Below are 25,483 nucleotides of genomic sequence, written 5' to 3'. Positions count from 1 at the left end.
GCATGCTGCCGCGCCTGCACCAGCATCCCTGGATGGATGCCGACATCGAGGCCTTTCGCGAGCAGGTCCGCCGCTGCGTGGCGGACAAGCTCGCACCCAAGCTCGATGCCTGGCGCCGCCAGGGTTTCATTCCCCGCGAGTCCTGGCGCGCCCTGGGCGAGCTGGGCTTCCTGTTGCCCGAAATGCCCGAGGCCTATGGCGGCCCGGGCGCGAGCATCGCCTACCAGCTGGTGGTGCAGGACGAGCTCTCCAAGCAGGAGATCCCGGCCAACACCGGCGTGCACTCCATCGCCTCGCACTACATCCTGGACTACGGCACCGAAGCACAGAAGCAGCGCTGGCTGCCCAGGCTCGTCAGCGGCGAGATGCTGGCCGGCATCGCCATGACCGAACCCGGCGCGGGCTCGGACCTGAAGGCCATCCGCACCAAGGCCCGGCTCGATGGCGACCACTACGTGGTGGACGGCGCCAAGACCTTCATCACCAACGGCTTCACCGCCAACCTGCTGGTGGTGGTGGTGCGCACGGGTGAGGCCGGTGCCAAGGGTGTGTCCCTGATCGTGATGGAAACCGAGAACCTGCCCGGCTTCAGCGTGGGCCGGCGGCTGGAGAAGCTGGGCCAGCACGCGTCGGACACCGCCGAACTCTCGTTCGACGGCGTGCGCGTGCCGGCTTCGCAACTGCTCGGCGGCAAGGAAGGCGAAGGCTTCAAGCAGCTGATGAGCCAGCTCACCTACGAGCGCCTGCTGCTCGCGGTGAACGCGGCGGCGGTGATCGAGCGCGCGGTGGAGCTCACGGTGGACTACACCAAGCAGCGCAAGGCCTTCGGCCAGGCGCTGGCCGACTTCCAGAACACGCGCTTCAAGCTGGCCGAGTGCGCCACGATGGCGCACGTGGTGCGCACCTTCGTGAACGACTGCATCCAGCGCCAGCTGGACGGCACGCTGGACAACGAGGCCGCCTACATGGCCAAGTGGTGGTGCTCGGAGCAGCAGGGCAAGGTGACGGACGAATGCCTGCAGCTCTTCGGCGGCTACGGCTACATGGCCGAGTACCCGATCGCCCGGCTCTACGCCGACTCGCGCGTGCAGCGCATCTACGGCGGCGCCAACGAGATCATGAAAGACCTGATCGCGCGCAAGGTGCTCGGCTGATGCAACCGCTGAACCACCTCCATGTGATCGAGTTCGAGGGCATCGGCCCCGGCCCGCTGTGCGGCCGGGTGCTGGCGGACCTGGGCGCGCGCGTCACCGTGATCGCGCGGCCGGGCACCTCCTCCGTGGTCGACAAGCTCTCGGGCGGCGGGCAAGCGCCGCTGCGCGAAGGCAAGACCGTGGTCGAACTCAACCTCAAGCACCCCGACGACGTGGCCCAGGCCCTGGGCCTGGTGGCCAGCGCGGACGCGCTGATCGAAGGCAACCGCCCGGGCGTGATGGAGCGCCTGGGCCTGGGCCCTGCCGCCTGCGCGGCGGTGAACCCGAAGCTGGTCTACGGCCGCATGACGGGCTGGGGCCAGCAAGGCCCGCTGGCGCAGGCGGCCGGGCACGACATCAACTACGTGGCGCTCAGCGGCATGCTTTCGCTGTCGGCGGTGCACGGCCAGCTGCCGGTCTCGCCGCCCACGGTGCTGGGCGATGCCGGCGGCGCGCTCGGCCTGGCGCTGGGCATCGTGAGCGGCGTGCTGCAGGCGCGCCAGAGCGGCCAGGGCTGCGTGGTGGATGCCGCCATCGTGGACGTGGTCGCCATGCTGGGCGGCCTGGCGCAATGGATCGCCGGCACCGGCGGCCTGGGCGGCCAAGGCAACGACCGGCCCAGCGTGTTCCACGACTCGCCGTTCTACGACGTCTACCGCTGCGCGGACGGCGGCTTCGTCACGTTGGGCGCGATCGAGCCGCAGTTCTACGCGCTGCTGGTGCAGAAGCTCGGCCTCACCGACGTGGACCCGGCCGCGCAGTTCGACACCACCGCCTGGCCGGCCCTGAAAGCGCGCCTGCGCGCCCTCTTCCTCACGCAGCCGCGCCAGCACTGGTGCGATCTGCTCGAAGGCACGGACGCCTGCTTCGCCCCGGTGCTCACGCTGGACGAGGCCGCCCGCCACCCGCACAACGTGGTGCGCGGCCTGTACGCGCGGACGCCTTCGGGCGAACGCCGCACCGGCGCCGCGCCCCGCTTCACCCCCTTGCCAAAGGCCCACACCCATGACTGAAGCCCGGCGCAACGGCGCCGCCATGCTGGAGGCGCGCGACCTCACGCTGAAGTTCGGCGGCGTCACTGCCCTGTCCGAGATTTCGGTGGACATCGGCCACCAGGAGCTGGTGGCCCTCATCGGCCCCAACGGCGCGGGCAAGAGCTCGCTGCTCAACGTGCTCTCGGGCTTCTACCGCCCGAGCACCGGCACCGTGCGGTTCGAAGGCCAGGACATCGGCCGCTGGCCGGTGCACCGCGTGGCCCAGGCCGGCCTGGCGCGCACCTTCCAGGGCACGCACCTGCTGCCGCACATGAGCGTGCTCGACAACATCCTGGTCGGCCGCTACATGCACATGAAGAGCACGCTGACCACGGCCTTCCTCTACTACCCCTTCGCGCACCGCGAAGAGGTGGCGCACCGCGCCGTGGCCGAGGAGATCCTGGGCTTTCTCGAACTCGAGCACCTGCGCCACCACACCGTGGGCACGCTGGGCTACGGCATGCGCAAGCGCGTGGACCTGGGCCGCGCGCTGGCCATGGAGCCGCGCATGCTGCTGCTGGACGAGCCCATGGCCGGCATGAACAGCGAAGAGAAGGAGGACCTGGCGCGCTTCATCCTGGACATCCGCGAATCGAGGCAGATCCCGGTGGTGCTGGTGGAGCACGACATGGGTGTGGTGATGGACATCGCCGACCGTGTGATCGTGCTGAACTTCGGCCGCAAGATCGCCGACGCCTCGCCCGCCGTCGTGCAAAAGGACGAAAACGTGATCTCGGCCTACCTGGGGGCCCACGCATGAGCGCGACCCTGAACAAGACCCCGCAGACCCTGCCTCAATGGCTGCTGCACAACGCCGCCACGCGCGGCAGCGAGGTGGCTCAACGCCACAAGCGCGACGGCGTGTGGCACGAATTCAGCTGGGCCGACGTGCGCGACGAAGTGCGCGCCCTGGCCCTGGGCCTTCGCGCCCGCGGCGTGCAGCGCGGCCAGACCGTGGTGCTGCTGAGCGAGAACCGGCCCGAGCTGTACTGGGCCGAGTGGGCCGCGATGGCGGTGGGCGCCAAGGTGGTGGCGCTGTACCCCGACGCGGCGGAAGCCGAGGTGGACTACATCGTGGCCGACGCGCAGGCGGTCTGCGTGTTCGCCGAAGACCAGGAGCAGGTGGACAAGGTGCTGCCCGTGATGGCGCGCCACGGCGGCCTGCACACCGTGGTGTGGTGGGAGTCGGGCGGCCTGTGGTCGTACCGGCACGAAGGCCTGCTGGGCTGGGACGCGTTCCGCGCGCCGGCCGAGGACGCGGCCTGGTTCGAGCAGTCGGTGATGCAGGGCCAGGCCAGCGACATCGCCGTGTTGTCCTACACCTCGGGCACCACCGGCGCGCCCAAGGGTGTGATCACCACGCACGCCTCGCTGATGCACAACGCCGAGCTGATCGGCCAGACCATGCAGGTGCCCGAAGGCGGCGAGTACCTGTCGTACATCCCGCTCTCGTGGGCCACCGAGCAGTGGGTGGGCGTGACCATGGGCCTGATGCGCCCGCTGCGCGTGAACTTCGCCGAGCGGCCGGACCAGATCCAGGAAGCGATCCGCGAGCTGGCCTGCGAGATGGTGTTCTTCGGCCCGCGCCAGTGGGAAAGCCTGGCCGCGCGCGTGCACGCCCGCATGCTCGACGCCGCGCCCTGGCGCCAGAAGGTGGTGGACTGGGGCCTGCGCATCGGCAAGCTGGCGCGCGCGGACCAGATGGACACCCGCGCGCGCTCGTGGTGGGTGCGCGCCCAGCTGCCGCTGGCCGACGCGCTGGTGCTGCGCCCGCTGCGCGAGCAGCTGGGCCTGAAACGCGCGCGCATCGCCTTCACCGGCGGCGCGGCGGTGGCGCCCGACATCTTCCGCCTGTTCGCGGCCATGGGCGTGATGCTGCGCAACGTGTACGGCTGCAGCGAGTTCGGCCTGATCACGGTGCACCAGGGCGAGCGCGTCAACGCCGAGACCATCGGCGAGACCGTGGCCATGGCCAGCCCCTGGGGCGTGCCCATGGAGTGGCGCGTGACCGACGGCGGCGGGCTCGAAGTGCGCGGCGGCGCGGGCTTCTCGGGCTACTGGGGCAAGCCCGAGAAGAGCGCCGAGAAGATGAACGAAGGCTGGTTCCAGACCGGCGACGCGGTGGGCCAGGGCCCCAGCGGCAACGAACTCATCTACTACGACCGCGTGGAGCACATGAACCGGCTGCAGGGCGGCCACCTGTTCTCCAAGCAGTTCATCGAGGTGCGGCTGCGCTTCTCACCCTACATCCGCGAGGTGATGGTGGTGGGCGACCCGACGCGCTCGCACGTGACGGCGCTGGTGAACATCGACGGCGACGTGTTCGGCCGCTGGGCCGAGCGCAACGGCGTGTCGTTCACCACCTTCACCGACCTGTCGCAGCGCCCCGAGGTGCTGGCGCAGGTGGCGAAGGAGATCGCGGGCGTGAACCAGGCCCTGCCGGAGGCCGCACGCCTGAAGCACTTCGTGAACCTGCCCAAGGAGCTGGACGCCGACGAGGGCGAGCTCACCCGCACCCGCAAGCTCAAGCGCGACTTCATCGAGCAGCGCTACGGCGCGCTGATCGACGCGATGTACGACAACCGGCCCGGCACGACCATCGAAATCCCCGTGCGCTACCAGGACGGCCGCGCCGGCGTGCTGCGCGCCGATGTGACCACCGGCCATGTGCCGGCCTCGCGCGCCCAGGAGACCTGACCCCATGATCGACTTCTTCAACTACCTCTTCAACGGCTTCCTGCAAGGCCAGATCTACGCCCTGCTGGCGCTGGGCTTCATGGTGATCTACCGCGCCAGCAAGGTGTTCAACTTCGCGCAGGGCGAGCTGATGATGCTCGGCGCCTACGCGGTGTGGACGCTCACGCTGGGCGCCAACCTCCCGCCCTGGCTGGCCATTCCGCTGGCCTTCGTCTGCGCGCTGGTCTACGGCTGGCTGATCGAGCGGCTGTTCTTCGAGCGGCTGGTGGGCGAGTCGGTGTTCTCCATGGTGATGGTGACCATCGGCCTGGTGATCCTGATCCGCGGCATCGTGCTGGTGGTGTGGGGCGCAGCGGACCGCCAGTTCCCGGTGCTGCTGCCGCCCACGCCCTTCATCGTCGGCGACATGATCTTCCCCTCGTCGCTGGTGATCGGCGCCATCCTCACGCTGGTGGTCACGGTGGGCATGTCGTGGTTCTTCAACCGCACCCGCGCCGGCCTCACGCTGACCGCCGTGGCGGAAGAGCCGACCACGGCGATCTCGCTCGGCATCTCGGTCAAGCGCGCCGTCACCCTGGCCTGGATGATGGGCTCGGTGATCGCCACGGCCGGCGCCATCGTGCTGCTCAGCGGCCGCTCGCTCACGGTGGGCACGGCCGACGTGGCGCTCGCCGCGCTGCCGGTGGCGCTGCTCGCCGGCCTGGAATCCATCGGCGGGCTGATCCTGGCCGGTGCCATCGTCGGCATCGTGCAGGCCCTGGTGGCGGCCTATGTGGACCCTGCGATCGGCGGCTCGGCCTCGTCCATCGTGCCCTTTGTTTTCATGCTGCTGATCCTGCTGGTGCGCCCCACCGGCCTGTTCGGCTGGCGCCATGTGGAGCGTGTGTGATGGACCCGTCCGGCATTTTCTTTACCAGCCACGCGGGCGACCGCTCCCTGATCCGCACGCGCGCGCAGTGGGTGGGCCTGCTGGCCCTGCTGCTCGTGCTGCGCAGCGCTGCCCTGGTGGGCCTCGGACCGCTGGGTCAGCATCGGCTACACCACCTTCATCACCGCCGTGGCCGTGATCGGCCTGCAGATCTGCACCGGCTACGCGGGGCAGATCAACCTGGGGCAGTCGGCCTTCATGGGCGTGGGCGCCTACGGCGCGGCGCTGGCGATGTCGGCCGGGTGGGACGCGCTCGCGGCGCTGCTCATCGGCGGCGCGGGCGCGGCCCTCTTCGGCGTGATGTTCGGCCTGACGGCGGCGCGCATCAAGGGCTTCTACCTCGCGCTCACCACCATCGCGGCGCAGGCGCTGTTCCACTTCCTGGTGCTCAACCTGCCGCAGGCCTGGCTGGGCGGCGCGGGCGGCCTGCACGTGGAGTCGGCCACCGCCCTGGGCATCTCGCTGAACAACGACCGCGCGATCTACGGTTTCTCGTTCATCGTGCTGGTGGTCATGACCATCGGGGCCTTCGGCATCGTGCGCTCGCGCCACGGCCGCAGCTTCGAGGCGGTGCGCGACGACGACGTGGCCGCCGGCATGATGGGCATCCCCGTGGCCGCCACCAAGGCGCGCGCCTTCCTGGTCAGCGCCTTCTACGCCGGCGTGGCCGGCGGCCTGTGGGTGGTGGCGCTGCGCCACGTGTCGGTGGAGCAGTTCACGCTGTTCAACGCCATCTGGATGATCGCCATGATGATCGTCGGCGGCCTGGGCTCCATCGTCGGCGCGCTGATCGGCACCGTGCTGATCCAGCTGGCGCGCGAGGGCGTGACCAGCCTGGGCCCGAGCGTCATCCAGTGGGTGCCCGCCGTGGGGCAGGACTTCGTCTTCGCCGCCATGAACGTGCTGCTGGGCACCGTGATCATTCTGTTCCTGCTCTTCGAGCCCAAGGGCGTGATGCACCGCGTGCAGATCACCAAGCAGGCGTACCGACTCTGGCCGTTCCCGTACTGACCGCCAGGGGGCGGCACCCATCACGACAACAGGAGACAACATGCAAACACTCAAGAGCTGGGCGGCCCGCACCGCCACCGTGGCCGGGCTGTGTCTGTCGGCGGCCCTGCCGGCCACGGCGCAGACCGTGTACCAGGTGCCCGCGATGTCCGATTTCTCCGGGCCGTTCTCGTCCATCATGCCGATGATGGCCGGCGGCCGCGAGGCGGTGGCGACCTGGTGGAACGCCGAGGTGGGCGCGAAGATGGGCGTGAAGATCGAGGTGAAGAGCTACGACACGCGCTACGACGCGGCGCAGACCGCCAGCCTGTGGCCCGGCGTGCTGGCCACCAAACCGCTGGTGGGCCTCTCGGCCGGCGGGCCCGACACCGCCGCGCTGCAGCAGCGCCTGCCCACCGACAAGGTGGTGATGATCTCGGGCTCGGCGGCCAACGGCTCGGGCTGGCGCCCCAACCAGTGGGTGCTCACGCCCCGGCCCACCTTCGTGCACGAGATCACCGGCTTCATCGAGTGGTACCAGAAGACCAAGACCCCGGGCCGCCCGGTGAAGGTGGCGATGTTCACCACCGAGGCCTCGCCCAGCTTCGCCGACATCGCCAAGGGCGTGTCGGCCTACGCCAAGGCCAGCCCCAACCTGGTGAACCTGGTGGAGATGGTCTTCGTGGACGTGCAGCCCACCGACGTGACGCTGCAGTTGCGCCGCGTGCTCAACGCCGGCGCCGAAGTGATCCTGGTGCCGACCAACATCCAGCAGGCGGTGGCGGTGAAGCGCGCCATGCAGGCCCTGGGCAAGAACGTGCCCATCGTGCACGGCCTGCAGAACTCACCCGGCATGCTGCAGAAGCTGGTGGGCAGCATGGCCGCGATGGAAGGCGACTACGAGGTGCACGGCGGCGTGATCACCAGCGAGGAGGACACCGAAGCCAAGCGCTTCTACGACCTGCTGGTGCGCCAGGCACGGCATGAAGGTGCCGTGGCACGCCATCACCTCGCTCGGCATGACGCAGACGCTGCTGGCCGTGCGCGCCATCGAGGTGGCCGCGAAGAAGCACGGCCCCGACAAGCTCAGCGGTGAACTGATCTACACCACGCTGCTCGAGACCACCTTCCCCGCGAAGGACTTCTTCGGCCTCACCGGCGGCGACCTCGACTTCTCGGTGGAGGCGCCCTTCCCCACCAAGGACCCGCGCATCAACATCGGCCAGGTGGTGGGTGGCAAGTTGACCACCGTGCGCCAAGGGCGTGCCCGTGCCCAGGCTGGGCAAGTGGTGAGCCCCTTTTCCGCCAACCTTCATTCCAACCAGGAGACGTCATGAAAGCACTGAAACACTGGGCCGCGCAAGCCGCCCTGCTGGCGGGCATCACCGCCTCGGCCATCGCGCCCGCGAGCGCGCAGACCGTGTACCAGATCCCCGCGCTGTCCGACTACTCGGGCCCGTTCGCGGCCATCATGCCCATGGTGGGCCCGGGCCGCGAAGGGGTGGTGAACTGGTGGAACGCGGAGGTGGGCAACAAGCTGGGCGTGAAGCTCGAGCTCAAGACCTACGACACGCGCTACGACACCGCGCAGACCGCCAGCCTGTGGCCCGGCGTGCTGGCCACCAAGCCGGTGATCGGCCTGTCGCTCGGCGGACCCGACACCTCGGCCCTGCAGCAGCGCCTGCCCACCGACAAGGTGCCCATGATCCTGGGCTCGGCGGCCAACGGCTTCGGCTGGCGCCCCAACCAGTGGGTGCTGGCCACGCGGCCGACCTTCGTGCATGAAGTCTCCGGCTTCATCGACTGGTTCCAGAAAACCAAGACCCCGGGCCGCCCGGTCAAGGTGGCGATGTTCACCACCGAGGCCTCGCCCACCTTCGCCGACATGGGCAAGGGCATCATCGCCTACGCCAAGGCCAACCCCAACGTGGTGACCCTGGTCGAGATGGTGTACGTGGAGCCCCAGCCGGCCGACGTGACGCTGCAGCTGCGCCGCGTGCTCAACGCCGGTGCCGAGGTGGTGCTGGTGCCGTCGAACATCCAGCAGGCGGTGGCGGTGAAGCGCGCCATGCAGACCCTGGGCAAGAACGTGCCCATCGTCTACAGCCTGCAGAACTCGCCCGCCATGCTGCAGAAGCTGCTCGGAAGCCTGTCGGCCATGGACGGGGACTACGAGGTGCACGCCGGCGTGATCGCCACCGACGAGGACACCGAGGCCAAGAAGTTCTACGACATGCTGGTGGCGAAGTACGGCGTGAAGGCGCCCTGGCACTCGATCACCACCATCGGCATCAACCAGACCCTGGTGCTGGTGCGTGCGGTGGAGGCGGCGGCGAAGAAGAACGGCGGCGACAAGCTCACCGGCGAGATGCTCTACAACACGCTGATCGAGACCCACTTCCCGGCCAAGGACTTCTTCGGCTTCACCGGCGGTGGCGACATCGACTTCTCGGTCGAAGCCCCCTTCCCCATCAAGGACCCGCGCGTCAACATCGGCCAGGTGGTGGGCGGCAAGCTGACCACCGTGGCCCGGGGCGTGCCGGTGCCCAAGCTGGCGAAGTGGTGAGCGAGAGCAGCGCCGTGTCGGAACCGCTGATCGCCCTGAACAACGTCGAGGTGCTCTACGCCGACGTGATCCTTTCGCTCAAAGGCATCACGCTGGCCGTGGCCTCGGGGGGTTGCACCGTGCTGCTCGGCCCCAACGGAGCCGGCAAGAGCACCACCCTCAAGACCATCTCCGGCATGCTGGACGTGGAGGAAGGCCGCGTCGCCTCGGGCAACGTGCGCATGCTGGGCCAGGACATCACCGGCGCGTCCGCCGAGCGGATGGTGGCCGACGGCGTGGTGCACGTGGTCGAAGGCCGCAAGGTGCTGCGCCACATGACCGCCGAGCAGAACCTGGTGGTGGGCGGGCACCGGCTCACGCGCATGGCCGATGTGAAGGACGGCCTGGAACGGGTCTACGGCCTGATCCCGCGCCTGGCCGAGCTGCGCACGCGCACCGCCGGTTACCTCTCGGGCGGCGAACAGCAGCTGCTGCTGATCGGCCGCGCCATGATGGCCCAACCCAAGCTGCTGATGATCGACGAGCCCTCGCTGGGCCTGGCGCCCATGATGGTGAGCGAGATCTTCGGCCTGCTGGCCAAGCTGCGCGCCGAGGGCGTGTCGCTGCTGATCGTGGAGCAGCACGCCCAGGCCGCGCTGGAGCTGGCCGACCACGGCTACATCCTGGAAAACGGCCGCGTGGTGCTCGAAGGCACGGCCGCCGAGCTGCGCGCCAACGAGGACATCCAGGAGTTCTACCTGGGCCACCAGGCCAGCGGCGAGCGGCGCAATTACCGCGAAGTCAAACACTACCGCCGGAGAAAGAGATGGCTGGGCTGACGCCCACCCCCCGCGCCGCCTTCGGCGTCACCCCCTGGGGGCGATGCCTGCCGACTGGCGAAGCCAGATCGGCGGCATCTCTGGAGGGGGCATTTCAAGCGTTGCGTGTCGTGCTTCGATGCGCTGGACAAACGGAACAACACCATGACAGAGATGAATGGCATCGAGTGGAACGTGGACAGCCAGGGCGTGGGGCGCATCGTGCTCAACCGGCCCGAACACAACAACGCGCTGGGCCCGTCGAACGCGCCCGCGCTGGTGCGCGCCATCGACGAGGTGCTCGCGGGGCAACCGCGCGCCGTGGTGATCGAGGCGCGCGGGCCGATCTTCTGCGCGGGTGGCGACATCCGCGAATTCGTGAAGGCGGGCGACCGGCTCGATGAGCTGGTGGACGAGATCCTCGACGAGCTGCTGCCGGGTTACCTCAAGCTCGCGCAGGCCACCTGCCCCATCGTCACGGTGGTGGGCGGCCCGGTGGGCGGCGCGGGCGTGGGCCTGGCGCTGTGCGGCGACTTCGTGCTCGCCAGCGACACCATGAAGCTGCGCACGGGGTACGCGGCGATCGGTCTCTCACCCGACGTGGGCGCCTCCTACTTCCTGGCGCGGCGCGTGGGCCCGGTGCGCGCGCAGCAGTGGCTGATGCTCAGCGACCCCATCGACGCCGCGCAATGCCTGGCCGCCGGGGCGGTGGACCAGGTGTTTCCCGCCGCCGAACTGGAGGCCGCCGCGCAGGCTTTGGTGCAGCGCCTGTGCGCCTCGGCGCCGGCCTCGCTCGCGGCCATGAAGCGGCTCTCGCTCGAAGGCCCCGCGCTCTCGCTGCAGGCCTACCTCTCGCTGGAGCAGCAGCTGCTCAAGGCCTGTGCCCGCACCGCCGACGCGCGCGAAGGCACCTCGGCCTTCGTGCGCCAAGCGCGCGCCCACGTTCACCGGCCGCTGAGTCGCCATGGCCTTGCCCGCCGAATGGCGCACGCGCCTGCGGCTGCCGCTGATCGCGGCGCCCATGCTGCACGTGTCCGGGCCAGCGCTGGTGGCGGCCGCCTGCCGTGCGGGCGTGATCGGGGCCTTCCCGGCCGCCAACTGCCGCCGGCACGGTGAACTGGCGGCGTGGATCGCCAGCATCCGCGAGGCCATCGGCGACACCACGAAGGCCGCGCCCTTCGCCGTCAACCTCATCGTGCGCAGCGCCACGCTCGCCGACGACCTGGCCTGCGTGCTGCGCGAGAAGGTGGAACTCGTGATCACCAGCGTGGGCTCGCCGGCCGCGCTGGTGGAGCCGCTGCACGGTGCGGGCTGCCGCGTGTTCGCCGACGTTGCGCACGCTCGCGCACGCCGAGAAGGCGCTGGCCGCCGGCGTGGACGGCCTGGTGCTGCTGTGCGCGGGCGCGGGCGGGCAGACCGGCTGGGTCAGCCCCTTCGCCGGCGTGCGCTCGCTGCGCGCGCTGTTCGACGGCCCGCTGGTGATCGCCGGCGGCCTGAGCGACGGCCACGCGCTGTGGGCCGCGCAGGCCCTGGGCGCCGACCTCGGCTACATGGGCACGCGCTTCATCGCCACGCCCGAGAGCCTGGCCAGCGAGGCCCACCGGCGCATGCTGGTGGACGCGGGCTGGGACGACATCGTGCCGTCCAGCGCGTTCACCGGGCTGCCGGTGAACTGGCTGCGCGCCTCCCTCGTCGATGCGGGCCTCGACCCCGATGCGCTCGATGCCAGCGCCTTGAAAGCCGACGCCGCCGAGCTGTACGGCACCCGCGACACCCAGCAACGCCCCCGGCGCTGGACCGAACTCTTCAGCGCCGGCCACTCGGTGGCCGGCGTGCACGGCGTGTTGCCCGTCGCCGCGCTGGTGGACGAACTCGCCGGCCAATTCGATGCCGCGCGCCAGCGCGGCCTGGGCTTCGCACCCGCCGGCCCCTCCCGTTTTTAGGATGACGCCATGACCTCCGCCCTGCCCACGCTGATCGACCTGCTCGCGCACAACGCCGTGGCCCACGCCGACCGCCCCGCCGTGATCGACGACGGCGCGCCGCAGTCCCACACCATGCTCTACGAGGCCGTGCAGCGGCAGGCCGCCGCGCTGTCGGCCCTGGGTGTCGGCCAGGGCGACCGCGTGGTGCTGATCGCCGGCAACCGCGCCGAGGTGCTGGTGATGCTGGGCGCGGTGGCCTGGCTGGGCGCGATGCTGGTGCCGCTGAATCTGCGGCTCTCGCCGGCCGAAATGGCCCAGCAGGCGCGCGACGCCGCGCCGGTGCTGGCCGTGGTGGACGCCGCCTGCGCGCCCCTGTGGCAGGCGGCCTGGCCCGAGGGCATGCCCGGCGTGCCCACGGCGGTGCTCGGCGCGGCCAACTGGCCTTCGCTCGCCGTCGCCGGCCCGCCCACCGCGCCCCCGGTGGCACGGCGGGACGCGCCGGAACTCGGCGCGGTCATGCTGTTCACCGCCGCCGTGGAAGGCCACGCGCGCGGCGCGGTGCTGGCGCAGTCGCAGCTCACCGCCTCGGCCCGGCAGATCGGCGAGGTGTGGTCACTCGGTGTGGACGACCGCTGGCTCGGTGTGCTGCCGCTGTTCCACGCGGCCGGCATCGGCCTCTCGCTCGCGTTGCTGGCCGCGGGTGGCACCTGCGTGCTGCTGCCGCGCTTCGACCCGGCCGCCGCCGTGGCGGCGGTGGAACAACACCAGGTCACCGTGAGCGCCACCTTCGCACCCATGCTCGGCGCCATGCTCGACGCGGCCCAGGCCAGCGGCGCTTCGCTGGCCAGCCTGCGCATCGGCATGGGCCTGGAACCCCCGGCCACGCTGGAGCGCCTGGCCGCGCTGTGCCCGGGCGCCGGCTTCTGGTCGGCCTATGCGCCAGGCCGAGGTGTCGAGCATGGTGTGCCTGGGCCTGCAGAGCGAGCGCCCCGGCGCCGCCGGCCGCGCCGTGCCGCCTTCGCAGATCCGCATCCAGGACGCGGCCGGCCAGCCCGTGGCCGCCGGCGTGGAAGGCGAGATCGCGGTGCGCGGCCCCACGGTGTTCCTGGGCTACTGGGACGTGGCGCAGCAACGCCCCTTCAAGCCCGCCGACCCCTGGCACCGCACCGGCGACCTGGGCCGCCTCGATGGGGACGGCTGGCTGTGGTTCACCGGCCGCGCGGCGCACAAGCAACTCATCAAGAGCGGCGGTGAAAACGTCTACCCGGCCGAGGTGGAGCAGGTGCTGCTCGAACATCCGGCCGTGGCCGAGGCCTTCGTGTTCGGCCGGGCGGATGAGAAATGGGGCGAGGCCGTGCACGCGGCCTGCGCGCTCAAGCCCGGCGCGACGGCCACCGAGGCCGAGCTGATCGGTTTCGTGGAACAGCGGCTGGCGCGCTACAAGCGGCCGCAGCGCGTGAGCTTCGGGCCCGCGCCACTGGAACGCGTGGCGCGGACCTGAGCAGCGCCTGCCGGTGCTTCGAGGGCTCGCCGGGGTCGGGCCACCCTGCGGCGCGCGGAAGCTGGTTACAGTTCTGCCCAGCCCGACAACCCTCATTCATTCAGATCCCATGTCCATGGACTTCACGCTGGTGCTCGTGCTCGGGCTGGTGGCCGGCACGGTGGGCGGCGTCGTCGGCTTCGGCACCTCCATCATGTTGATGCCGGCCCTGGTGCTGGTGTTCGGGCCGCGCGAGGCCGTGCCCATCATGGCAATCGCTTCGATGATGGCGAACGCCTCGCGGGTCGCCGCCTGGTGGCGGGAGGTGGACTGGCGCGTGGTCGGCGTCTACAGCGCGACCGGCATGCCCGCCGCGGCACTCGGCGCGGCGACGCTGCTGGTCCTGCCAGGCCGGATCGTGGAGGCGGTGATGGGCCTGTTTTTCCTCGCCATGATCCCCTTGCGCCGCTGGATGGCGCGCCAGGCCCTGGTGCTCCGGCTCTGGCATCTGGCCCTGGTCGGCCTGGGCATCGGCTTCCTGACAGGCATCGTCGTCAGCACCGGTCCCATCAACGCGCCCTTCTTTCTGGCGCACGGACTGGTCAAAGGGGCGTACCTGGGCACGGAGGCGATGAGCTCACTGGGTGTCTATGCCGCCAAGACGCTGGCCTTTGGCACGCTGGGCGGGCTGCCCCTGGCGTCCGTGGCGAAGGGCCTGGTGATCGGATCGTCGTTGATGGCCGGCGCGTTCATCGCGAAGCGCTACGTCCGCCAGCTCGACGCGGAGAGATTCCGGCTGCTCATGGATGGCCTGTTGCTGGTGGCGGGCGGCACCATGCTCTGGAGCGCCGTGGCCAACCACTAGGCCGCGGCTACTGCGCGGCACGCTCGCTGGCGGCGTGCAGCCATGCGAGGAACTCGCGCAGGTGCTTGGGTTTGTCGGAGTCCAGTGGCACCAGCACGAAGTAGGCGCTGCCCGGCACCTGCCACCGCGGGAACGGCGTGACCAGCCGGCCGAGCTCCACGTCGGCCGCCAGTGTGGGGAAGGTGCCGATGCCGAACCCCATGCCGTCGACCACGGCCTGCAGCGTGACGAAGAAGTGGTCGAAGCGCAGCGTCTGCATCGGGCGCAGGTCCGCGCAACCCGCCGCGCCGAGCCAGTTCTCCCAGTCGCCAGGCCGGGACTCGGTGGACAGCAGCACCGCCTTCTCCAGATGCCGCGGCGTTTTCAGCGCGCGCCCCCGGAGCAGCGTTGCGCTGGCAATGACGGTCGTGTTTTCGGTGAACAGCGGCGCCACCTCGAACTGCGTCTGGTCGCCGGGCGCCCGGCGAATGGCGACATCGAAGCTGCCCTTGAGGACCGGGTCGTGGCTGAAGGCCGTGGAAATGCGCACTTCGGTGGCGGGATGGCGCGCGCGGAACTCCGCCAGCTGCGGGATCAGCCAGCGCATCGCCAGCGTGGCCGGGGCGTTGACGCGGATCACCTTGCTCGCGGCGTTCTTGCCATAGCGCCGGGACGCGTCGCTGATGTGGTCGAACGCGGCACTGATCTCGCGCGCGAAGGCTTTGGCATGTCCCGTCGCCACCATGCGCTGGCCTTCCTTGCGGAACAGGGGCTGGCCCAGCGAGTGCTCCAGCAGCTGGATCTGCCGGCTCACCGCACCGTGGGTGAGGTTCAGTTCTTTCGCGGCCTCGGTGTAGCTGCCGGCGCGTGCCGTCACTTCGAAGATGCGCAAGGCGTTGAGGGGCGGGAGCTGGTGGGGCATGGTGGGCGGGCCAGGTGGGTGGGGACGGAAACCATTTGATCCGTGATTTTTACTCACGGCAAGACGATTATTTATCGATGGTGTCAGTTTATCTATCCAAATAAGCTTCGACCCATGAACACAGCCACCCTCACCGTCAACCAGCGCACCTACAACACCCCTGGCACACCGACCGTCATCGTCTGCATCGACGGTTGTGAGCAGGAGTACATCAACCAGGCCGTGCAGGCGGGGCATGCGCCCTTCTTCGCCCGGCTGTCACAAGGGGGCACCGTGCTGTCGGGCGACTGCGTGATGCCCTCCTTCACGAACCCGAACAACCTGTCGATCGTCACCGGCGCGCCGCCCAGCGTGCACGGCATCTGCGGCAACTACTTCTTCGATCCCGAGCAGAACGCCGAGGTGCTGATGAACGATGCGCGCTACCTTCGCGCGCCGACCATCCTGGCGCAGCTCGCGCAGGCCGGGGGGACGGTGGCGGTCGTCACGGCCAAGGACAAGCTTCGCAGCCTGCTCGGCCACGGGCTCCAGGGCATCTGCTTCTCCGCGGAGAAGGCCGACCAGGCCACCCTGAAAGACAACGGCATCGAGGACGTGCTGGCCAAGGTCGGCCTGCCCTTGCCGTCGGTGTACAGCGCGGACCTCTCGGAGTTCGTGTTCGCGGCGGGGGTGATGCTGCTGCGCACCGAGCGGCCGGACCTCATGTACCTGTCGACCACCGACTACGTGCAGCACAAGTTCGCGCCGGGCACCGAAGGCGCGAACAGCTTCTACGCCATGATGGACCGCTACCTGCAGGAGCTGGACCGGCTCGGGGCGGTGATCGGCATCACCGCGGACCATGGCATGAACGCGAAGAGCGATGCGCTGGGCAAGCCCAACATCGTGTTCCTGCAGGACCTGCTGGACCGCACCGCCGGCCTGGGCAAGGCCCGCGTGCTGCTGCCGATCACCGACCCGTACGTGGTGCATCACGGCGCCCTGGGTTCGTATGCCACGGTCTATGTGTCGAACCCGGCGGACATCCCCGCGATCCAGCAACAGCTGCTGCGGATCCCCGAGGTGGAAGACGTGCTGGACCGGGCGAGCGCCGCCGCCCGCTTCGAGCTGCCGCCCGACCGCATCGGGGATCTGGTGGTGCTGAGCCACCGGCTGTCGGTGCTGGGCACCTCGAGCAGCCAGCACGACCTGTCGGGGCTCACGGTGCCGCTGCGCTCCCACGGCGGGCTGTCCGAGCAACGCGTTCCCCTTCTCTTCAACCGCGTGCTCACGGGCGTGCCGCAACGGCGGCTGCGGAATTTTGACGTCATTGACCTGGCGCTGAACCACACAGCCTAGGCCACTGGCCATCGGTGCGTTCGAAAACTTCAACAAAGGAGACATCCCCCATGATCAGCTGGAAGCAAAAAGGAATCCTGGTTTGCCTTGGACTCTGGGCGGCGGGATCCGCCACCGCCCAGGCCTTCCCGAACAAACCGGTCCGCATCGTGGTGGGGTTCGCCGCCGGAGGGTCCACCGACAAGCTCGCCCGTGTGCTGGCCCAGCGCATGACCGAACTGCTGGGCCAGTCGGTGATCGTGGACAACCGGCCCGGCGCGGCCGGCAACCTCGCGGCCGAGATGGTGGCCGCGGCGCCGCCGGACGGCTACACCGTCTTCATGGCGACGCTCAGCAGCCAGGCGATCAACCCCCATCTCTACAAGCTCAAGTTCGATCCGATCAAATCGTTCGAGCCCATCGCGCTGGTGCGCAAGTACCCCTTGCTGCTCGTCGTGCCGCCCCAGCTGCGCGTGAACTCCGTGCCCGAACTCATCGCCCATGCGAAGGCCAACCCGGGCACGTTCTACGCCTCGTCGGGCAACGGCTCGCCGGCCCACCTCGCAGGGGAGATCTTCAAGAGCGCCACCGGCACCGACGTGCAGCACATCCCCTACAAGGGCGGCGGCCCTGCCATGGTCGCGCTGATGTCGAACGAGGCGCAGTTCGGCTTCGAGACCATGCCCAGCGCCATCGGCCACGCGCGCGGCGGCAAGCTCAAGGGCCTGGCCGTGACCTCCGACCGGCGCTCCACCGCCGCCCCCGAGCTGCCGACGATGCAGGAGGCGGGCGTGAAGGACTTCTCGGTGACCTCATGGGCCGGCCTGCTCGCGCCCGCCGGCACACCGAAGCCGGTGCTCGAGCGCCTGACCCAGGCGGCGCAGAACGCGATCGGCAGCCCCACCGTCAACGCGGCCCTGGCCAGCGATGGCGCCGAACCCGGCACGGGCGGCGGCGCCGAATTCAAGCGCTTCATGGACGACGAGCTCCAGGCCTGGGGCAAGGTGGTGCGGGCATCGGGGGCGAAGGTCGACTGAGCTTGCGATCGGCTGCCGACATGAAACACCTGTTGAATCTTCTGGCGGCGATCGCCCTGCTCGTCTGGTCCACCCAGCTTGTGCGCACCGGCATCCTGCGCGTGTTCGGTGCCAACCTGAGGCAGGTCCTGGCGCGCAGCATCGGCAACCGCTTCACCGCGGCCCTCTCGGGCCTGGGCGTCACGGCCCTGGTGCAGTCGAGCACGGCGACCGCGCTCATCGTGTCGTCCTTCGTCGGGCAGGGGCTGCTGAGCCTGCCGGTGGCCCTCGCGGTGATGCTGGGTGCCGACATCGGCACCAGCCTGATGACGGTGGTGTTCTCTTTCGACCTGTCCTGGCTGTCGCCGCTGCTCATTCTCGGTGGGGTGGTGATGTTCATCTCCCGCCAGCAAACGGCCGTCGGCCGTGTGGGCCGGGTGCTGATCGGCCTGGGGCTGATGCTGCTGGCGCTGCGCCTGGTGTCGCAGTCCACCGAGGTGCTGACCCAGTCGCCCGTGGTGAAGGCGCTGCTGGTCTCCGTCAACAGCGATCTGCTGCTGGAGATCACGGTGGGCGCCGCGCTGGCCCTCATGGCCTATTCCAGCCTGGCCATCGTGCCTGCTGACCGCCACCCTCGCGGCGTCCGGTGTCGTGCCCACGGACATGGCCCTGGGCATGGTGCTGGGCGCCAACCTGGGCAGCGGTCTGCTGGCCGTGGTGACCACGGCGCGTTCGGCCATCGAGGTGCGCCAGGTGCCGCTGGGCAACCTGATGTTCAAGGCCTTGGGCGTGCTGCTGGCGGCGCCGCTGGCGCCGGAATGGCTGCACGGCATGCAGCCCTATGTGGCGGACCCGGCGACGCTGGTGGTGCTGTTCCACCTGAGCTTCAACATCGCCGTCGCCCTCCTGTTCATCGGCGTCACCCAGATCGTGGCGCGCTGGGTCGAGCGCCTGCTGCCCAAGCCCGACAAGAACCGGGTGGCCGGGCGGCCGCACCACCTGGACCCGTCGGCGCTGGCCAGCGCCCTCGCTGGCGATCTCCTGCGCGGCGCGCGAGGCCATGCACCAGGCCGACGTGGTCGAGACCATGATGGTCGGCATGCTGGCCGTGATCAAGAACAACGACCTGCGCCTGGCCGAGGAGTTGCGCAAGCTCGATGACTCGGTCGACGAGCTGTACTCGGCCATCAAGTACTACCTGACCAAGATCTCCCGCGAGGCGCTGGCCGAAGAAGAAAGCCGGCGCTGGGCCGACATCATCAGCTTCACCATCAACATGGAGCAGATCGGCGACACCGTCGAGCGCGTGCTGCTGGACATCGAGGACAAGAAGATCAAGATGGGGCGCAATTTCTCGGACGCCGGCATGGCCGAGATCTGCGAGCTGCACGCCCGGCTCATCGACAACCTGCGCCTGGGCATGAGCGTGTTCCTCAACGGCAACGTGCGCGACGCGCAAAAGCTGCTGGAGGAAAAGGCGCGCTTCCGGGACCTGGAGCGCGCCTACGCCACCAGCCACCTCGTGCGCCTGACCGACAACACCGTGCAAAGCATCGAGACCAGCTCGCTGCACATCGACCTGATCAGCGATCTCAAGCGCATCAATTCGCACATCTGCTCGATCGCCTACCCCATCCTGGATTGCGCGGGCGCGCTCGCGCCGAACCGCCTGCGGGCGAGCCAGGGCCTGGCGGAACACGGCCTCCGAACCGAGGCGATACCCCTGCGGGTTCTATAATCGCCGGCCGGTTCGACCCTTCCATCGGGTCGAACCGCACGGTTCGAAGGTGCCCCGCCGCCAGCCATGGCGATGGGGTTAAACGGGAAACAGGTGACGGCGTCTTTCACGGCGCAACAAGCCTGTGCTGCCCCCGCAACGGTCAGCGGATTCGGGAACGCTCACGCGATGCCACGGCATCGGCAGCCACTGCGCCTCCAGGCGTGGGAAGGCGAGAAGTTCCTGTCGCGAGCATGCCCACAACGCCTGCACGACGACGCTCCGCGAGCCCGGATACCGGCCTTCGCATCGCCTTCGGACGCTGCGGGAGTGCGTGGTCCGGGCCAAGCCGAGCTGCGTCCGCCAGCGCCGGCGCCGCCCCACCATCACGTTCCCTCCCCACGCGTTTTTCTGTCGTTGGGCCTGCGGGGACGCGGGCCGTTGGAGGAGAGTTCTCATGCGTCATTCATTGCCCGCGCGTCAGCGCCAGGGCCGGGCCTTTCGCGGCCACCGTTCATCCGTTTGCACCGTGGCCCTGATGGGCGCGCTGTCCTCGGCCGCCCTGGCGGCGCAGGACGCGGGGACGCTGGCACCGGTCGAGGTGCGCACCGAAGGCCTGCGCGCCAGCGAGGCGGCCACGGCCACCAAGAGCGCCACCCCCATCGAGCGCCTGCCGCGCTCGGTGAGCGCCGTCACCGACACCGAGATGAAGGCGCGCGACGCGCAGTCCGTCATGGAAGCGCTGGAGCACGCGCCGGGTCTGTACGGCGGTGGTTATTCGAGCGGTGCGCTCACGCGCGAGTACCCCATGGTGCGCGGCTTCCTGGTCTACCAGTACCTCGATGGCCTCAAGCTGCACGACAGCAACTGGGCCGAGGAGCCTTACGGGCTCGAACGCGTCGAGCTGCTGCGCGGCCCCGCGTCGGCGCTCTACGGCCAGGGCAGCCCCGGCGGCCTGATCGACCTGCGCACCAAGCGCCCCACGGCCGAGACCGTGCGCGAGGTGGGCCTGCGCGTGGGCAGCCATGGGCTGCGCCAGGGCCAGTTCGACCTGGGCGGCGCGCTGAACGCCGACGCCACCTGGCAGTACCGCCTCACGGGCCTGGTGCGCAAGGGCGATGGCGAGATCGACCACACCCAGTCCGATCGCCGCTACTTCGCCGGCGCCCTCACCTGGAAGCCCGACGCCGCCACCCGGCTCACGCTGATGGCCAACCGCCAGGAAGACCCGAGCCTCACCGTGCACCAGCCGCTGCCGCGCGTGGGCACCATCGTGCCGGGCGCCAACGGGCGCTTCATCTCGCGCGGCCTGTTCCTCGGTGAACCGGCGCGCCACGACTCGGACAAGGACGCCTGGCGCGTGGGCTATGCGTTCTCGCACCGCTTCAACGAGGTCTGGTCCATCGAGCAGAACGCCGCCTACAAGAAGGTGGACATCCATGTGGACGAGATGCAGGCCACGGGTGTGGCGGCGGGCGCCACCGGCTGGACGCGGCGGCTGTTCGCGGCCGACTACACCATCGTGACCAAGCAGGTCGATACGCGCGTGGTGGCGCGGTTCGATGCCGTCGGCACGAAGCACCGCGTGATGCTGGGCCTGGACGCGGCGCGCGTGCCCAACTACCAGGGCACCGGCACCCGCGCGGCCCCGGCCTTCGCGCTGGACCTCTACAACCCGGTGTACGGCCAGGCCTTGCCGGCCAACCCCATCACGTCCAAGCGCGAGCAGCGCCTGCGCCAGACCGCGCTCTACGTGCAGGACCAGATCGACTGGGGGCGGCTGTCGGTGCTGGTCGGGCTGCGCCGCGACAAGGCCACGCTGGACCAGAAGACCGCCGTGCTCAACACCGTCACCGGGCACTTCAGCGATCCTTCGTACACCCCCAAGCGCGACCTGGCCACCACCGGCCAGCTGGGCGCCAGCTACGACCTGGGCGGTGGCTGGTCGCCGTTCGTGAACTACGCGGAGTCGTTCTCGCCCGTCACCGGCACCAGCGCGGCAGGCCGCCCGTTCGAGCCGCACACCGGCAAGCAGATCGAGGCCGGGGTCAAGTGGGTGCCGCCGGGCCGCGCCCTGCGTGGCCACGGCCTCGGTCTACGAACTCAAGCAGCGCAACGTGCTCACCAACGACCTGGCGAACCCGGGCTTCGCCACGCAGACGGGCGGGGTGCGCTCGCGCGGGGGCGAGATCGAGCTCAAGGCCGGGCTCGCGCGCGGCCTGGACGCCATGCTCTCGTACTCGGCGACCGACGCGGTCGTCACCGCGACCAACACCGTCAACGGGGTGGGCAAGCACCCGGTGGGCGTGCCCGAACAACAGGCCTCGGCCTGGCTGTCGTACCGCGTCGGCGCGGGCGCGCTCCAGGGCCTGAGGTTCTCGGTCGGCCTGCGCCACGTGGGCGAGTCGGCCGGCGACGCGCTCAACACCTTCGAGGTGCCGTCCGCCACGCTGTTCGACCTGGGCGTGCAGTGGAGCCTGGTGAACCTCTCGCCCTCGCTCAAGGGTTGGGAGACCTCGCTGGTGGTGAAGAACCTGGCCGACCGCCGCTACGTGGCGAACTGCGACAACGCCACGAACTGCTACTACGGCACGGGCCGCCGCGTGGCCCTGACCGCCTCGAAGTCGTTCTGAGCGGCCATGATGGCCTCGCCCTGGGACGGTGCCGAGCTCGACGCCGCGTTCGGCGGCCCCATGGCGCCGTTCCGGGGCCGGCTCGGCATCGGGCCACCGCCGGACGGACAGCACACCGTCGGCGTGCAGGCGCTGATGACGCCGGCGCACCTGGCCCGGGTGCGCCGGTTTTTCGATGCCGCGCACGGCGCGACCGACGCGCGCGTGGTGGCGTCGATCTGGTCGAAATGGCACTTCGCCATCGTGATGCCGGCCTGGTTCATCGGCCGCGTGCTGATGGGCCGGCGCCTGCCCACCGCGCTCGATGGCGTGAGCTTCGACCAGGACGCGCAAGGCCGCACGCTCTGCCTGCGCCTGCCCGCGCCGGGCGAACCCGACGGCGAGGCCGGCGACCCCGACACGTCCTGGCACGAATTCCTGCACCAGCACCTCGTGCCCTTTGTCGAACAGATGGCCGAGCGCACCGGCGTCACGCGCCGCGTGCTGTGGAGCAACGCGGGCAACCTGTTCGAGGCCTTCATCCGCCGACTGGATGAGACCCACCCCGGCTTGCGCGGCCTGGCGCCCGCGCGCGAGTGGCTGGAGATGCCCACCCCCCTGCACCGCCCGGTGATCTACCTGCCGCGCGCCGAGGGCGTGCACCGCATGCGGCGCATCTGCTGCATGCGTTACCTGGTGCCGGACCGCGTGTTCTGCACCACCTGTCCGAGTCCCCTGCTCAACGCGTCCAACAGCGCGTGCCGACCCCCATGACCACCCCATCGAAACGCAGCCTGTGGCGCTCCCTGAAGGACGGCATCCGCCTGGCGCGGCCGTACTTCGGTTCATCGGAGCGGGCCATGGCCCGCGCCCTGTTCATCGGCGTGATCGCGCTCCAGCTGGCCATGGTCGGCATCGACGTCGCCATCAACCACTGGCGCGGCGCCTTCTTCGAGGCGCTGCAGCAGCGCAACGGCGGCGAGTTCATGCGGCAGATGTGGATCTACTGCGGGATCGGCGTCGGCTTCGTGCTGGTGAACACCTTCCAGACCTACGTGACGCAATGGCTGTCGATCCGCTGGCGCCGCTGGATGAGCGACGGGCTGGCCGCGCGCTGGCTGGACGGGCCGGTGCACTACCGCCTGCAGGTCATGGGCGACGGGCCGGACAACCCGGACCAGCGCATCGCCGAGGACGTGCGCTCGTTCGTGCGCCTGGCGATCTCGCTCACCGTCGGCCTGATCGGCGCGCTGGTCTCGCTGGCGTCCTTCGTGTTCATCCTGTGGGAGCTGTCGGCGAAGGCGCCACTCACCTCGCTCGGTCTGTCGTGGGACCTGCCGGGCTACCTGGTGTGGGCCGCGCTCGCCTACGCGATCGTCGGCACGGTGATCACGCACCTCGTCGGCCGCCCGCTGATTCCGCTGGAGGTGGAGCAGGAGCGGCGCGAGGCGGACTACCGCTACGCGCTGGTGCACGTGCGCGACGACGGCGAGGCCATTGCCCTGGCCCGCGGCGAAGCGTGGGAACGCGCCGGGCTGGCGCGCCGGTTCGAGGCGCTGATGCGCAACACCTTCGCGCTGATGCGCCGGCAGCGCTCGCTCTCGTTCTTCACCATGAGCTACCGCCACGCCTCGCTGGTCTTCCCCTACATGATCATGAGCCCGCTGTACTTCGCCGGCAAGATGACGCTGGGCGTGCTGATGCAGGCGGGCTCGGCCTTCGCGCACGTGCGCACCGCGCTGTCGTACCTGATCACCTCGTACACCACGATCGCGGAAGCCGCCGCGGTGATCCAGCGGCTCACCGAGTTCGAGGCGGCGATCGAGCAGCGCCGCCAGGCGCGCACGGCCTTGCCGATCGCCCCCACCGCCGCGGAGGGTCTGTCGGTGCGGGGGTTGAGCGTGGGCGCGCCCGGCCACGGAGCGCCCATCGCCCAGGTCGATGCGCTGCAGGTGCGGGCCGGTGAACAGCTGCTGATCGTGGGCGCGCCGGGCGCGGGCAAGACCAGCGTGATGCGCGCCGTGATGGGCGCCTGGCCACTGGCCTCGGGCGAGGCGGCCAGCGGCTTCCTGCGGCCCTGGGTGGTGCAGCAGCAGAGCTACCTGCCCCTGGGCGGCAGCCTGCGCGAGGACCTGCTGTACCCGATGGACGCGGCCGAGGTCCCGCTCGCGTCGGCGGCGGCCGCGCTGGAGGCGGTCGGGCTGCAGCGGCTCGTCGAGCCGCTGTCGACCGACGCGCCGTGGAACGAAGCGCTCTCCGCCGGCGAACGCCAGCGCCTGGGCATCGCGCGGGCCCTGCTCGTGCGCCCCGATGTGCTGTGGCTGGACGAGGCCTTCAGCTCGCTGCCGGCCGATGAAGGACGGCGGCTCTACGGGCTGCTGCGGCGCGAGCTGCCGGCCATGGCCATCGTGGCCCTGGCTCACGAGGCACCGGCGTGGCTGAGCCCGACCCGGGTCATTGCGCTCGCCGGCGCGCCAGTTCGATGAAGGCCTGCAGGTAGTCGGTCTGCAGATCGGCCTCACGCGCGCCGAGAAAGATCTGCTTGGCGATGCCGCGCGGCCCCAGGCGCACGGGCACCACGTCGACCTTGGCCGCGTACTCCTCCACCAGCCAGCGCGGCAGGGCCGCGACGCCCCGGCCGCTGCGCCAGCCATCTGCAGCATGATGTCCGTGGTCTCGATGGTCTTGTGGCGCCGCGGCGTGATGCCGGCGGGCTGCAGGAACTGGTTGTAGATGTCCAGGCGGTCGGTCTCCACCGGGTAGGTGATCAGCACCTCCTGCGTGAGCTGCCGGGGCTTCACGTAGGGCAGCCCGGCCAGCGCATGGCCCCGCGCGACCACCAGCACCTGTTCGTAATCGAACACCGGCTCGTAGCGCAGCCCGGGCTTGTAGAGCGGGTCGGGCGTGACCAGCAGGTCGATCTCGTGGCCGAACAGCGCGCCGATGCCGCCGAACTGGAATTTCTGCTTCACGTCCACGTCCACGTCGGGCCAGGCCGCGAGGTAGGGCGAGACGACTTTCAACAGCCACTGGTAACACGGGTGGCATTCCATGCCGATGCGCAGGCTGCCGCGTTCGCCTTTCGCGAACTGGCGCAGCTGGTCTTCCGCCTGGTCCAGCTGCGGCAGCACGCGCCCGGCCACGGCCAGCAGGTACTGCCCGGCCTGCGTGAGGCGCAGGCTGCGGCCTTCGCGCAGCCAGATGTCGGTGCCCAGCTGCTGCTCCAGCTTCTTCATGCTGTGACTCAGCGCCGATTGCGTGACGCACAGCACCTCGGCCGCCGCCGTCAGCGAGCCCTGTTTCTCGACTTCCTGCACCACGGCGAGATGGATGCGTTCCAGCATGATGAATGAGTGAAATTCATGAATACGTGAGATAAGACCATTTTACTTCATCGATCCATTTGCCTACCATCCGCCGCTCTTTCCTTTCAATTTCCACCTCA

General features: G+C 69.9%; 20 protein-coding genes, 4 pseudogenes and 1 riboswitch. Of the genes and pseudogenes, 22 read left to right on the top strand and 2 right to left on the bottom strand.

The annotated features are described in order from the left end of the window. The first annotated feature begins 2 nt into the window (after positions 1-2). From ACFJGX_RS11960 to ACFJGX_RS11890, 15 genes and pseudogenes are all read left to right on the top strand, one after another. Positions 3-1,154 (top strand): acyl-CoA dehydrogenase family protein, encoded by a 1,152-nt coding sequence (locus ACFJGX_RS11960; RefSeq protein WP_382321111.1) that lies wholly within the window; start codon positions 3-5, stop codon positions 1,152-1,154. Next, positions 1,154-2,206, top strand: a complete 1,053-nt coding sequence (locus ACFJGX_RS11955; protein ID WP_382328445.1) for a CaiB/BaiF CoA transferase family protein — start codon at positions 1,154-1,156, stop codon at positions 2,204-2,206. The genes ACFJGX_RS11960 and ACFJGX_RS11955 overlap by 1 nt, the downstream gene beginning before the upstream one ends. Further along, positions 2,199-2,987, top strand: coding sequence for an ABC transporter ATP-binding protein (locus tag ACFJGX_RS11950; protein ID WP_382321113.1), 789 nt, complete (start codon positions 2,199-2,201; stop codon positions 2,985-2,987). Before ACFJGX_RS11955 ends, ACFJGX_RS11950 begins: the two co-directional genes overlap by 8 nt. Beyond that, positions 2,984-4,924, top strand: coding sequence for an AMP-dependent synthetase/ligase (locus tag ACFJGX_RS11945; protein WP_382321115.1), 1,941 nt, complete (start codon positions 2,984-2,986; stop codon positions 4,922-4,924). The genes ACFJGX_RS11950 and ACFJGX_RS11945 overlap by 4 nt, the downstream gene beginning before the upstream one ends. Positions 4,925-4,928: 4 nt before the next feature. Next, on the top strand, positions 4,929-5,813 hold the full coding sequence (locus ACFJGX_RS11940) for a branched-chain amino acid ABC transporter permease (RefSeq protein ID WP_382321118.1): 885 nt from the start codon (positions 4,929-4,931) through the stop codon (positions 5,811-5,813). A gap of 168 nt (positions 5,814-5,981) precedes the next feature. After that, on the top strand, positions 5,982-6,863 hold the full coding sequence (locus ACFJGX_RS11935) for a branched-chain amino acid ABC transporter permease (RefSeq protein WP_382321120.1): 882 nt from the start codon (positions 5,982-5,984) through the stop codon (positions 6,861-6,863). 40 nt (positions 6,864-6,903) lie between these two features. Then, positions 6,904-7,938 (top strand): ABC transporter substrate-binding protein, encoded by a 1,035-nt coding sequence (locus ACFJGX_RS11930; protein WP_382328443.1) that lies wholly within the window; start codon positions 6,904-6,906, stop codon positions 7,936-7,938. Next, entirely contained in the window at positions 7,862-8,179 is a 318-nt protein-coding gene (locus ACFJGX_RS11925; protein ID WP_382328441.1) for a hypothetical protein, read from the top strand. Before ACFJGX_RS11930 ends, ACFJGX_RS11925 begins: the two co-directional genes overlap by 77 nt. Further along, on the top strand, positions 8,176-9,408 hold the full coding sequence (locus ACFJGX_RS11920; RefSeq protein ID WP_382328439.1) for an ABC transporter substrate-binding protein: 1,233 nt from the start codon (positions 8,176-8,178) through the stop codon (positions 9,406-9,408). The genes ACFJGX_RS11925 and ACFJGX_RS11920 overlap by 4 nt, the downstream gene beginning before the upstream one ends. After that, complete coding sequence (locus tag ACFJGX_RS11915; protein WP_382321127.1) at positions 9,405-10,226, top strand: ABC transporter ATP-binding protein; 822 nt, start codon at positions 9,405-9,407, stop codon at positions 10,224-10,226. Before ACFJGX_RS11920 ends, ACFJGX_RS11915 begins: the two co-directional genes overlap by 4 nt. Positions 10,227-10,370: 144 nt before the next feature. Continuing rightward, positions 10,371-11,321: an enoyl-CoA hydratase-related protein gene (locus ACFJGX_RS11910; protein WP_382328437.1), complete on the top strand. Its 951-nt coding sequence runs from the start codon at positions 10,371-10,373 to the stop codon at positions 11,319-11,321. Between the two features lie 215 nt (positions 11,322-11,536). Next, positions 11,537-12,148, top strand: a complete 612-nt coding sequence (locus ACFJGX_RS11905; protein WP_382328435.1) for an NAD(P)H-dependent flavin oxidoreductase — start codon at positions 11,537-11,539, stop codon at positions 12,146-12,148. A 9-nt stretch (positions 12,149-12,157) separates the two neighbouring features. Further along, a pseudogene (locus ACFJGX_RS11900) lies at positions 12,158-13,006 on the top strand (class I adenylate-forming enzyme family protein); the annotation flags it as partial. Between the two features lie 82 nt (positions 13,007-13,088). Beyond that, positions 13,089-13,631, top strand: a complete 543-nt coding sequence (locus ACFJGX_RS11895) for an AMP-binding protein (protein ID WP_382328433.1) — start codon at positions 13,089-13,091, stop codon at positions 13,629-13,631. A gap of 115 nt (positions 13,632-13,746) precedes the next feature. Then, entirely contained in the window at positions 13,747-14,475 is a 729-nt protein-coding gene (locus tag ACFJGX_RS11890) for a sulfite exporter TauE/SafE family protein (protein WP_382328674.1), read from the top strand. A gap of 7 nt (positions 14,476-14,482) precedes the next feature. Here ACFJGX_RS11890 and ACFJGX_RS11885 read toward each other — a convergent pair whose 3' ends face one another. Then, positions 14,483-15,376 carry a LysR substrate-binding domain-containing protein gene (locus ACFJGX_RS11885; protein WP_382321136.1) on the bottom strand — a complete coding sequence of 298 codons (894 nt, stop codon included), beginning with the start codon at positions 15,374-15,376 and terminating at the stop codon, positions 14,483-14,485. Positions 15,377-15,490: 114 nt separating this feature from the next. On the opposite strand from ACFJGX_RS11885, the gene phnA reads away from it, so the two are divergent. The 7 genes and pseudogenes from phnA to ACFJGX_RS11850 all read left to right on the top strand — a co-directional run bounded on the left by phnA (position 15,491) and on the right by ACFJGX_RS11850 (position 24,524). Further along, the gene (gene phnA / locus ACFJGX_RS11880; protein ID WP_382321138.1) at positions 15,491-16,714 is read left to right on the top strand and encodes a phosphonoacetate hydrolase; all 1,224 of its coding nucleotides are present in this window, start codon (positions 15,491-15,493) and stop codon (positions 16,712-16,714) included. 50 nt (positions 16,715-16,764) lie between these two features. After that, a complete protein-coding gene (locus ACFJGX_RS11875; protein ID WP_382328432.1) occupies positions 16,765-17,730 on the top strand; it encodes a Bug family tripartite tricarboxylate transporter substrate binding protein in 966 nt (321 codons plus the stop codon). 20 nt (positions 17,731-17,750) lie between these two features. Next, positions 17,751-19,447, top strand: a pseudogene (locus ACFJGX_RS11870) (Na/Pi cotransporter family protein). 30 nt (positions 19,448-19,477) lie between these two features. Next, positions 19,478-19,747: riboswitch (cobalamin riboswitch) on the top strand. A gap of 136 nt (positions 19,748-19,883) precedes the next feature. Continuing rightward, positions 19,884-21,428: pseudogene (locus tag ACFJGX_RS11865) on the top strand (TonB-dependent siderophore receptor); the annotation flags it as partial. A 76-nt stretch (positions 21,429-21,504) separates the two neighbouring features. After that, on the top strand, positions 21,505-22,059 hold the full coding sequence (locus tag ACFJGX_RS11860; RefSeq protein ID WP_382328430.1) for a TonB-dependent siderophore receptor: 555 nt from the start codon (positions 21,505-21,507) through the stop codon (positions 22,057-22,059). Between the two features lie 6 nt (positions 22,060-22,065). After that, the gene (gene fhuF, locus ACFJGX_RS11855; RefSeq protein WP_382321144.1) at positions 22,066-22,812 is read left to right on the top strand and encodes a siderophore-iron reductase FhuF; all 747 of its coding nucleotides are present in this window, start codon (positions 22,066-22,068) and stop codon (positions 22,810-22,812) included. Then, positions 22,809-24,524 (top strand): ABC transporter ATP-binding protein/permease, encoded by a 1,716-nt coding sequence (locus ACFJGX_RS11850; RefSeq protein WP_382328428.1) that lies wholly within the window; start codon positions 22,809-22,811, stop codon positions 24,522-24,524. The genes fhuF and ACFJGX_RS11850 overlap by 4 nt, the downstream gene beginning before the upstream one ends. Here ACFJGX_RS11850 and ACFJGX_RS11845 read toward each other — a convergent pair. After that, a pseudogene (locus ACFJGX_RS11845) lies at positions 24,493-25,382 on the bottom strand (LysR family transcriptional regulator). The gene ACFJGX_RS11850 and the pseudogene ACFJGX_RS11845 overlap by 32 nt on opposite strands. Positions 25,383-25,483: the final 101 nt, after the last annotated feature.

It is taken from the genome of Hydrogenophaga sp. UC242_50 (genome assembly GCF_042697355.1).
GTDB lineage: Bacteria > Pseudomonadota > Gammaproteobacteria > Burkholderiales > Burkholderiaceae_C > Hydrogenophaga.
The sequence above is the reverse complement of the archived record's forward strand: the minus strand, read 5'-3'. Positions and strand labels throughout refer to the sequence as shown.

Coding starts and splice junctions, on each gene's coding strand:
- ACFJGX_RS11950 (WP_382321113.1), top strand. CDS start 2,199: ATGACTGAAGCCCGGCGCAACGGCGCCGCCATGCTGGAGGCGCGCGAC.
- phnA (WP_382321138.1), top strand. CDS start 15,491: ATGAACACAGCCACCCTCACCGTCAACCAGCGCACCTACAACACCCCT.
- ACFJGX_RS11940 (WP_382321118.1), top strand. CDS start 4,929: ATGATCGACTTCTTCAACTACCTCTTCAACGGCTTCCTGCAAGGCCAG.
- ACFJGX_RS11890 (WP_382328674.1), top strand. CDS start 13,747: ATGGACTTCACGCTGGTGCTCGTGCTCGGGCTGGTGGCCGGCACGGTG.
- ACFJGX_RS11930 (WP_382328443.1), top strand. CDS start 6,904: ATGCAAACACTCAAGAGCTGGGCGGCCCGCACCGCCACCGTGGCCGGG.
- ACFJGX_RS11910 (WP_382328437.1), top strand. CDS start 10,371: ATGACAGAGATGAATGGCATCGAGTGGAACGTGGACAGCCAGGGCGTG.
- ACFJGX_RS11885 (WP_382321136.1), bottom strand. CDS start 15,376: ATGCCCCACCAGCTCCCGCCCCTCAACGCCTTGCGCATCTTCGAAGTG.
- ACFJGX_RS11920 (WP_382328439.1), top strand. CDS start 8,176: ATGAAAGCACTGAAACACTGGGCCGCGCAAGCCGCCCTGCTGGCGGGC.
- ACFJGX_RS11960 (WP_382321111.1), top strand. CDS start 3: ATGCTGCCGCGCCTGCACCAGCATCCCTGGATGGATGCCGACATCGAG.
- ACFJGX_RS11850 (WP_382328428.1), top strand. CDS start 22,809: ATGACCACCCCATCGAAACGCAGCCTGTGGCGCTCCCTGAAGGACGGC.
- ACFJGX_RS11945 (WP_382321115.1), top strand. CDS start 2,984: ATGAGCGCGACCCTGAACAAGACCCCGCAGACCCTGCCTCAATGGCTG.
- ACFJGX_RS11955 (WP_382328445.1), top strand. CDS start 1,154: ATGCAACCGCTGAACCACCTCCATGTGATCGAGTTCGAGGGCATCGGC.
- fhuF (WP_382321144.1), top strand. CDS start 22,066: ATGATGGCCTCGCCCTGGGACGGTGCCGAGCTCGACGCCGCGTTCGGC.
- ACFJGX_RS11875 (WP_382328432.1), top strand. CDS start 16,765: ATGATCAGCTGGAAGCAAAAAGGAATCCTGGTTTGCCTTGGACTCTGG.
- ACFJGX_RS11895 (WP_382328433.1), top strand. CDS start 13,089: ATGGTGTGCCTGGGCCTGCAGAGCGAGCGCCCCGGCGCCGCCGGCCGC.
- ACFJGX_RS11925 (WP_382328441.1), top strand. CDS start 7,862: ATGACGCAGACGCTGCTGGCCGTGCGCGCCATCGAGGTGGCCGCGAAG.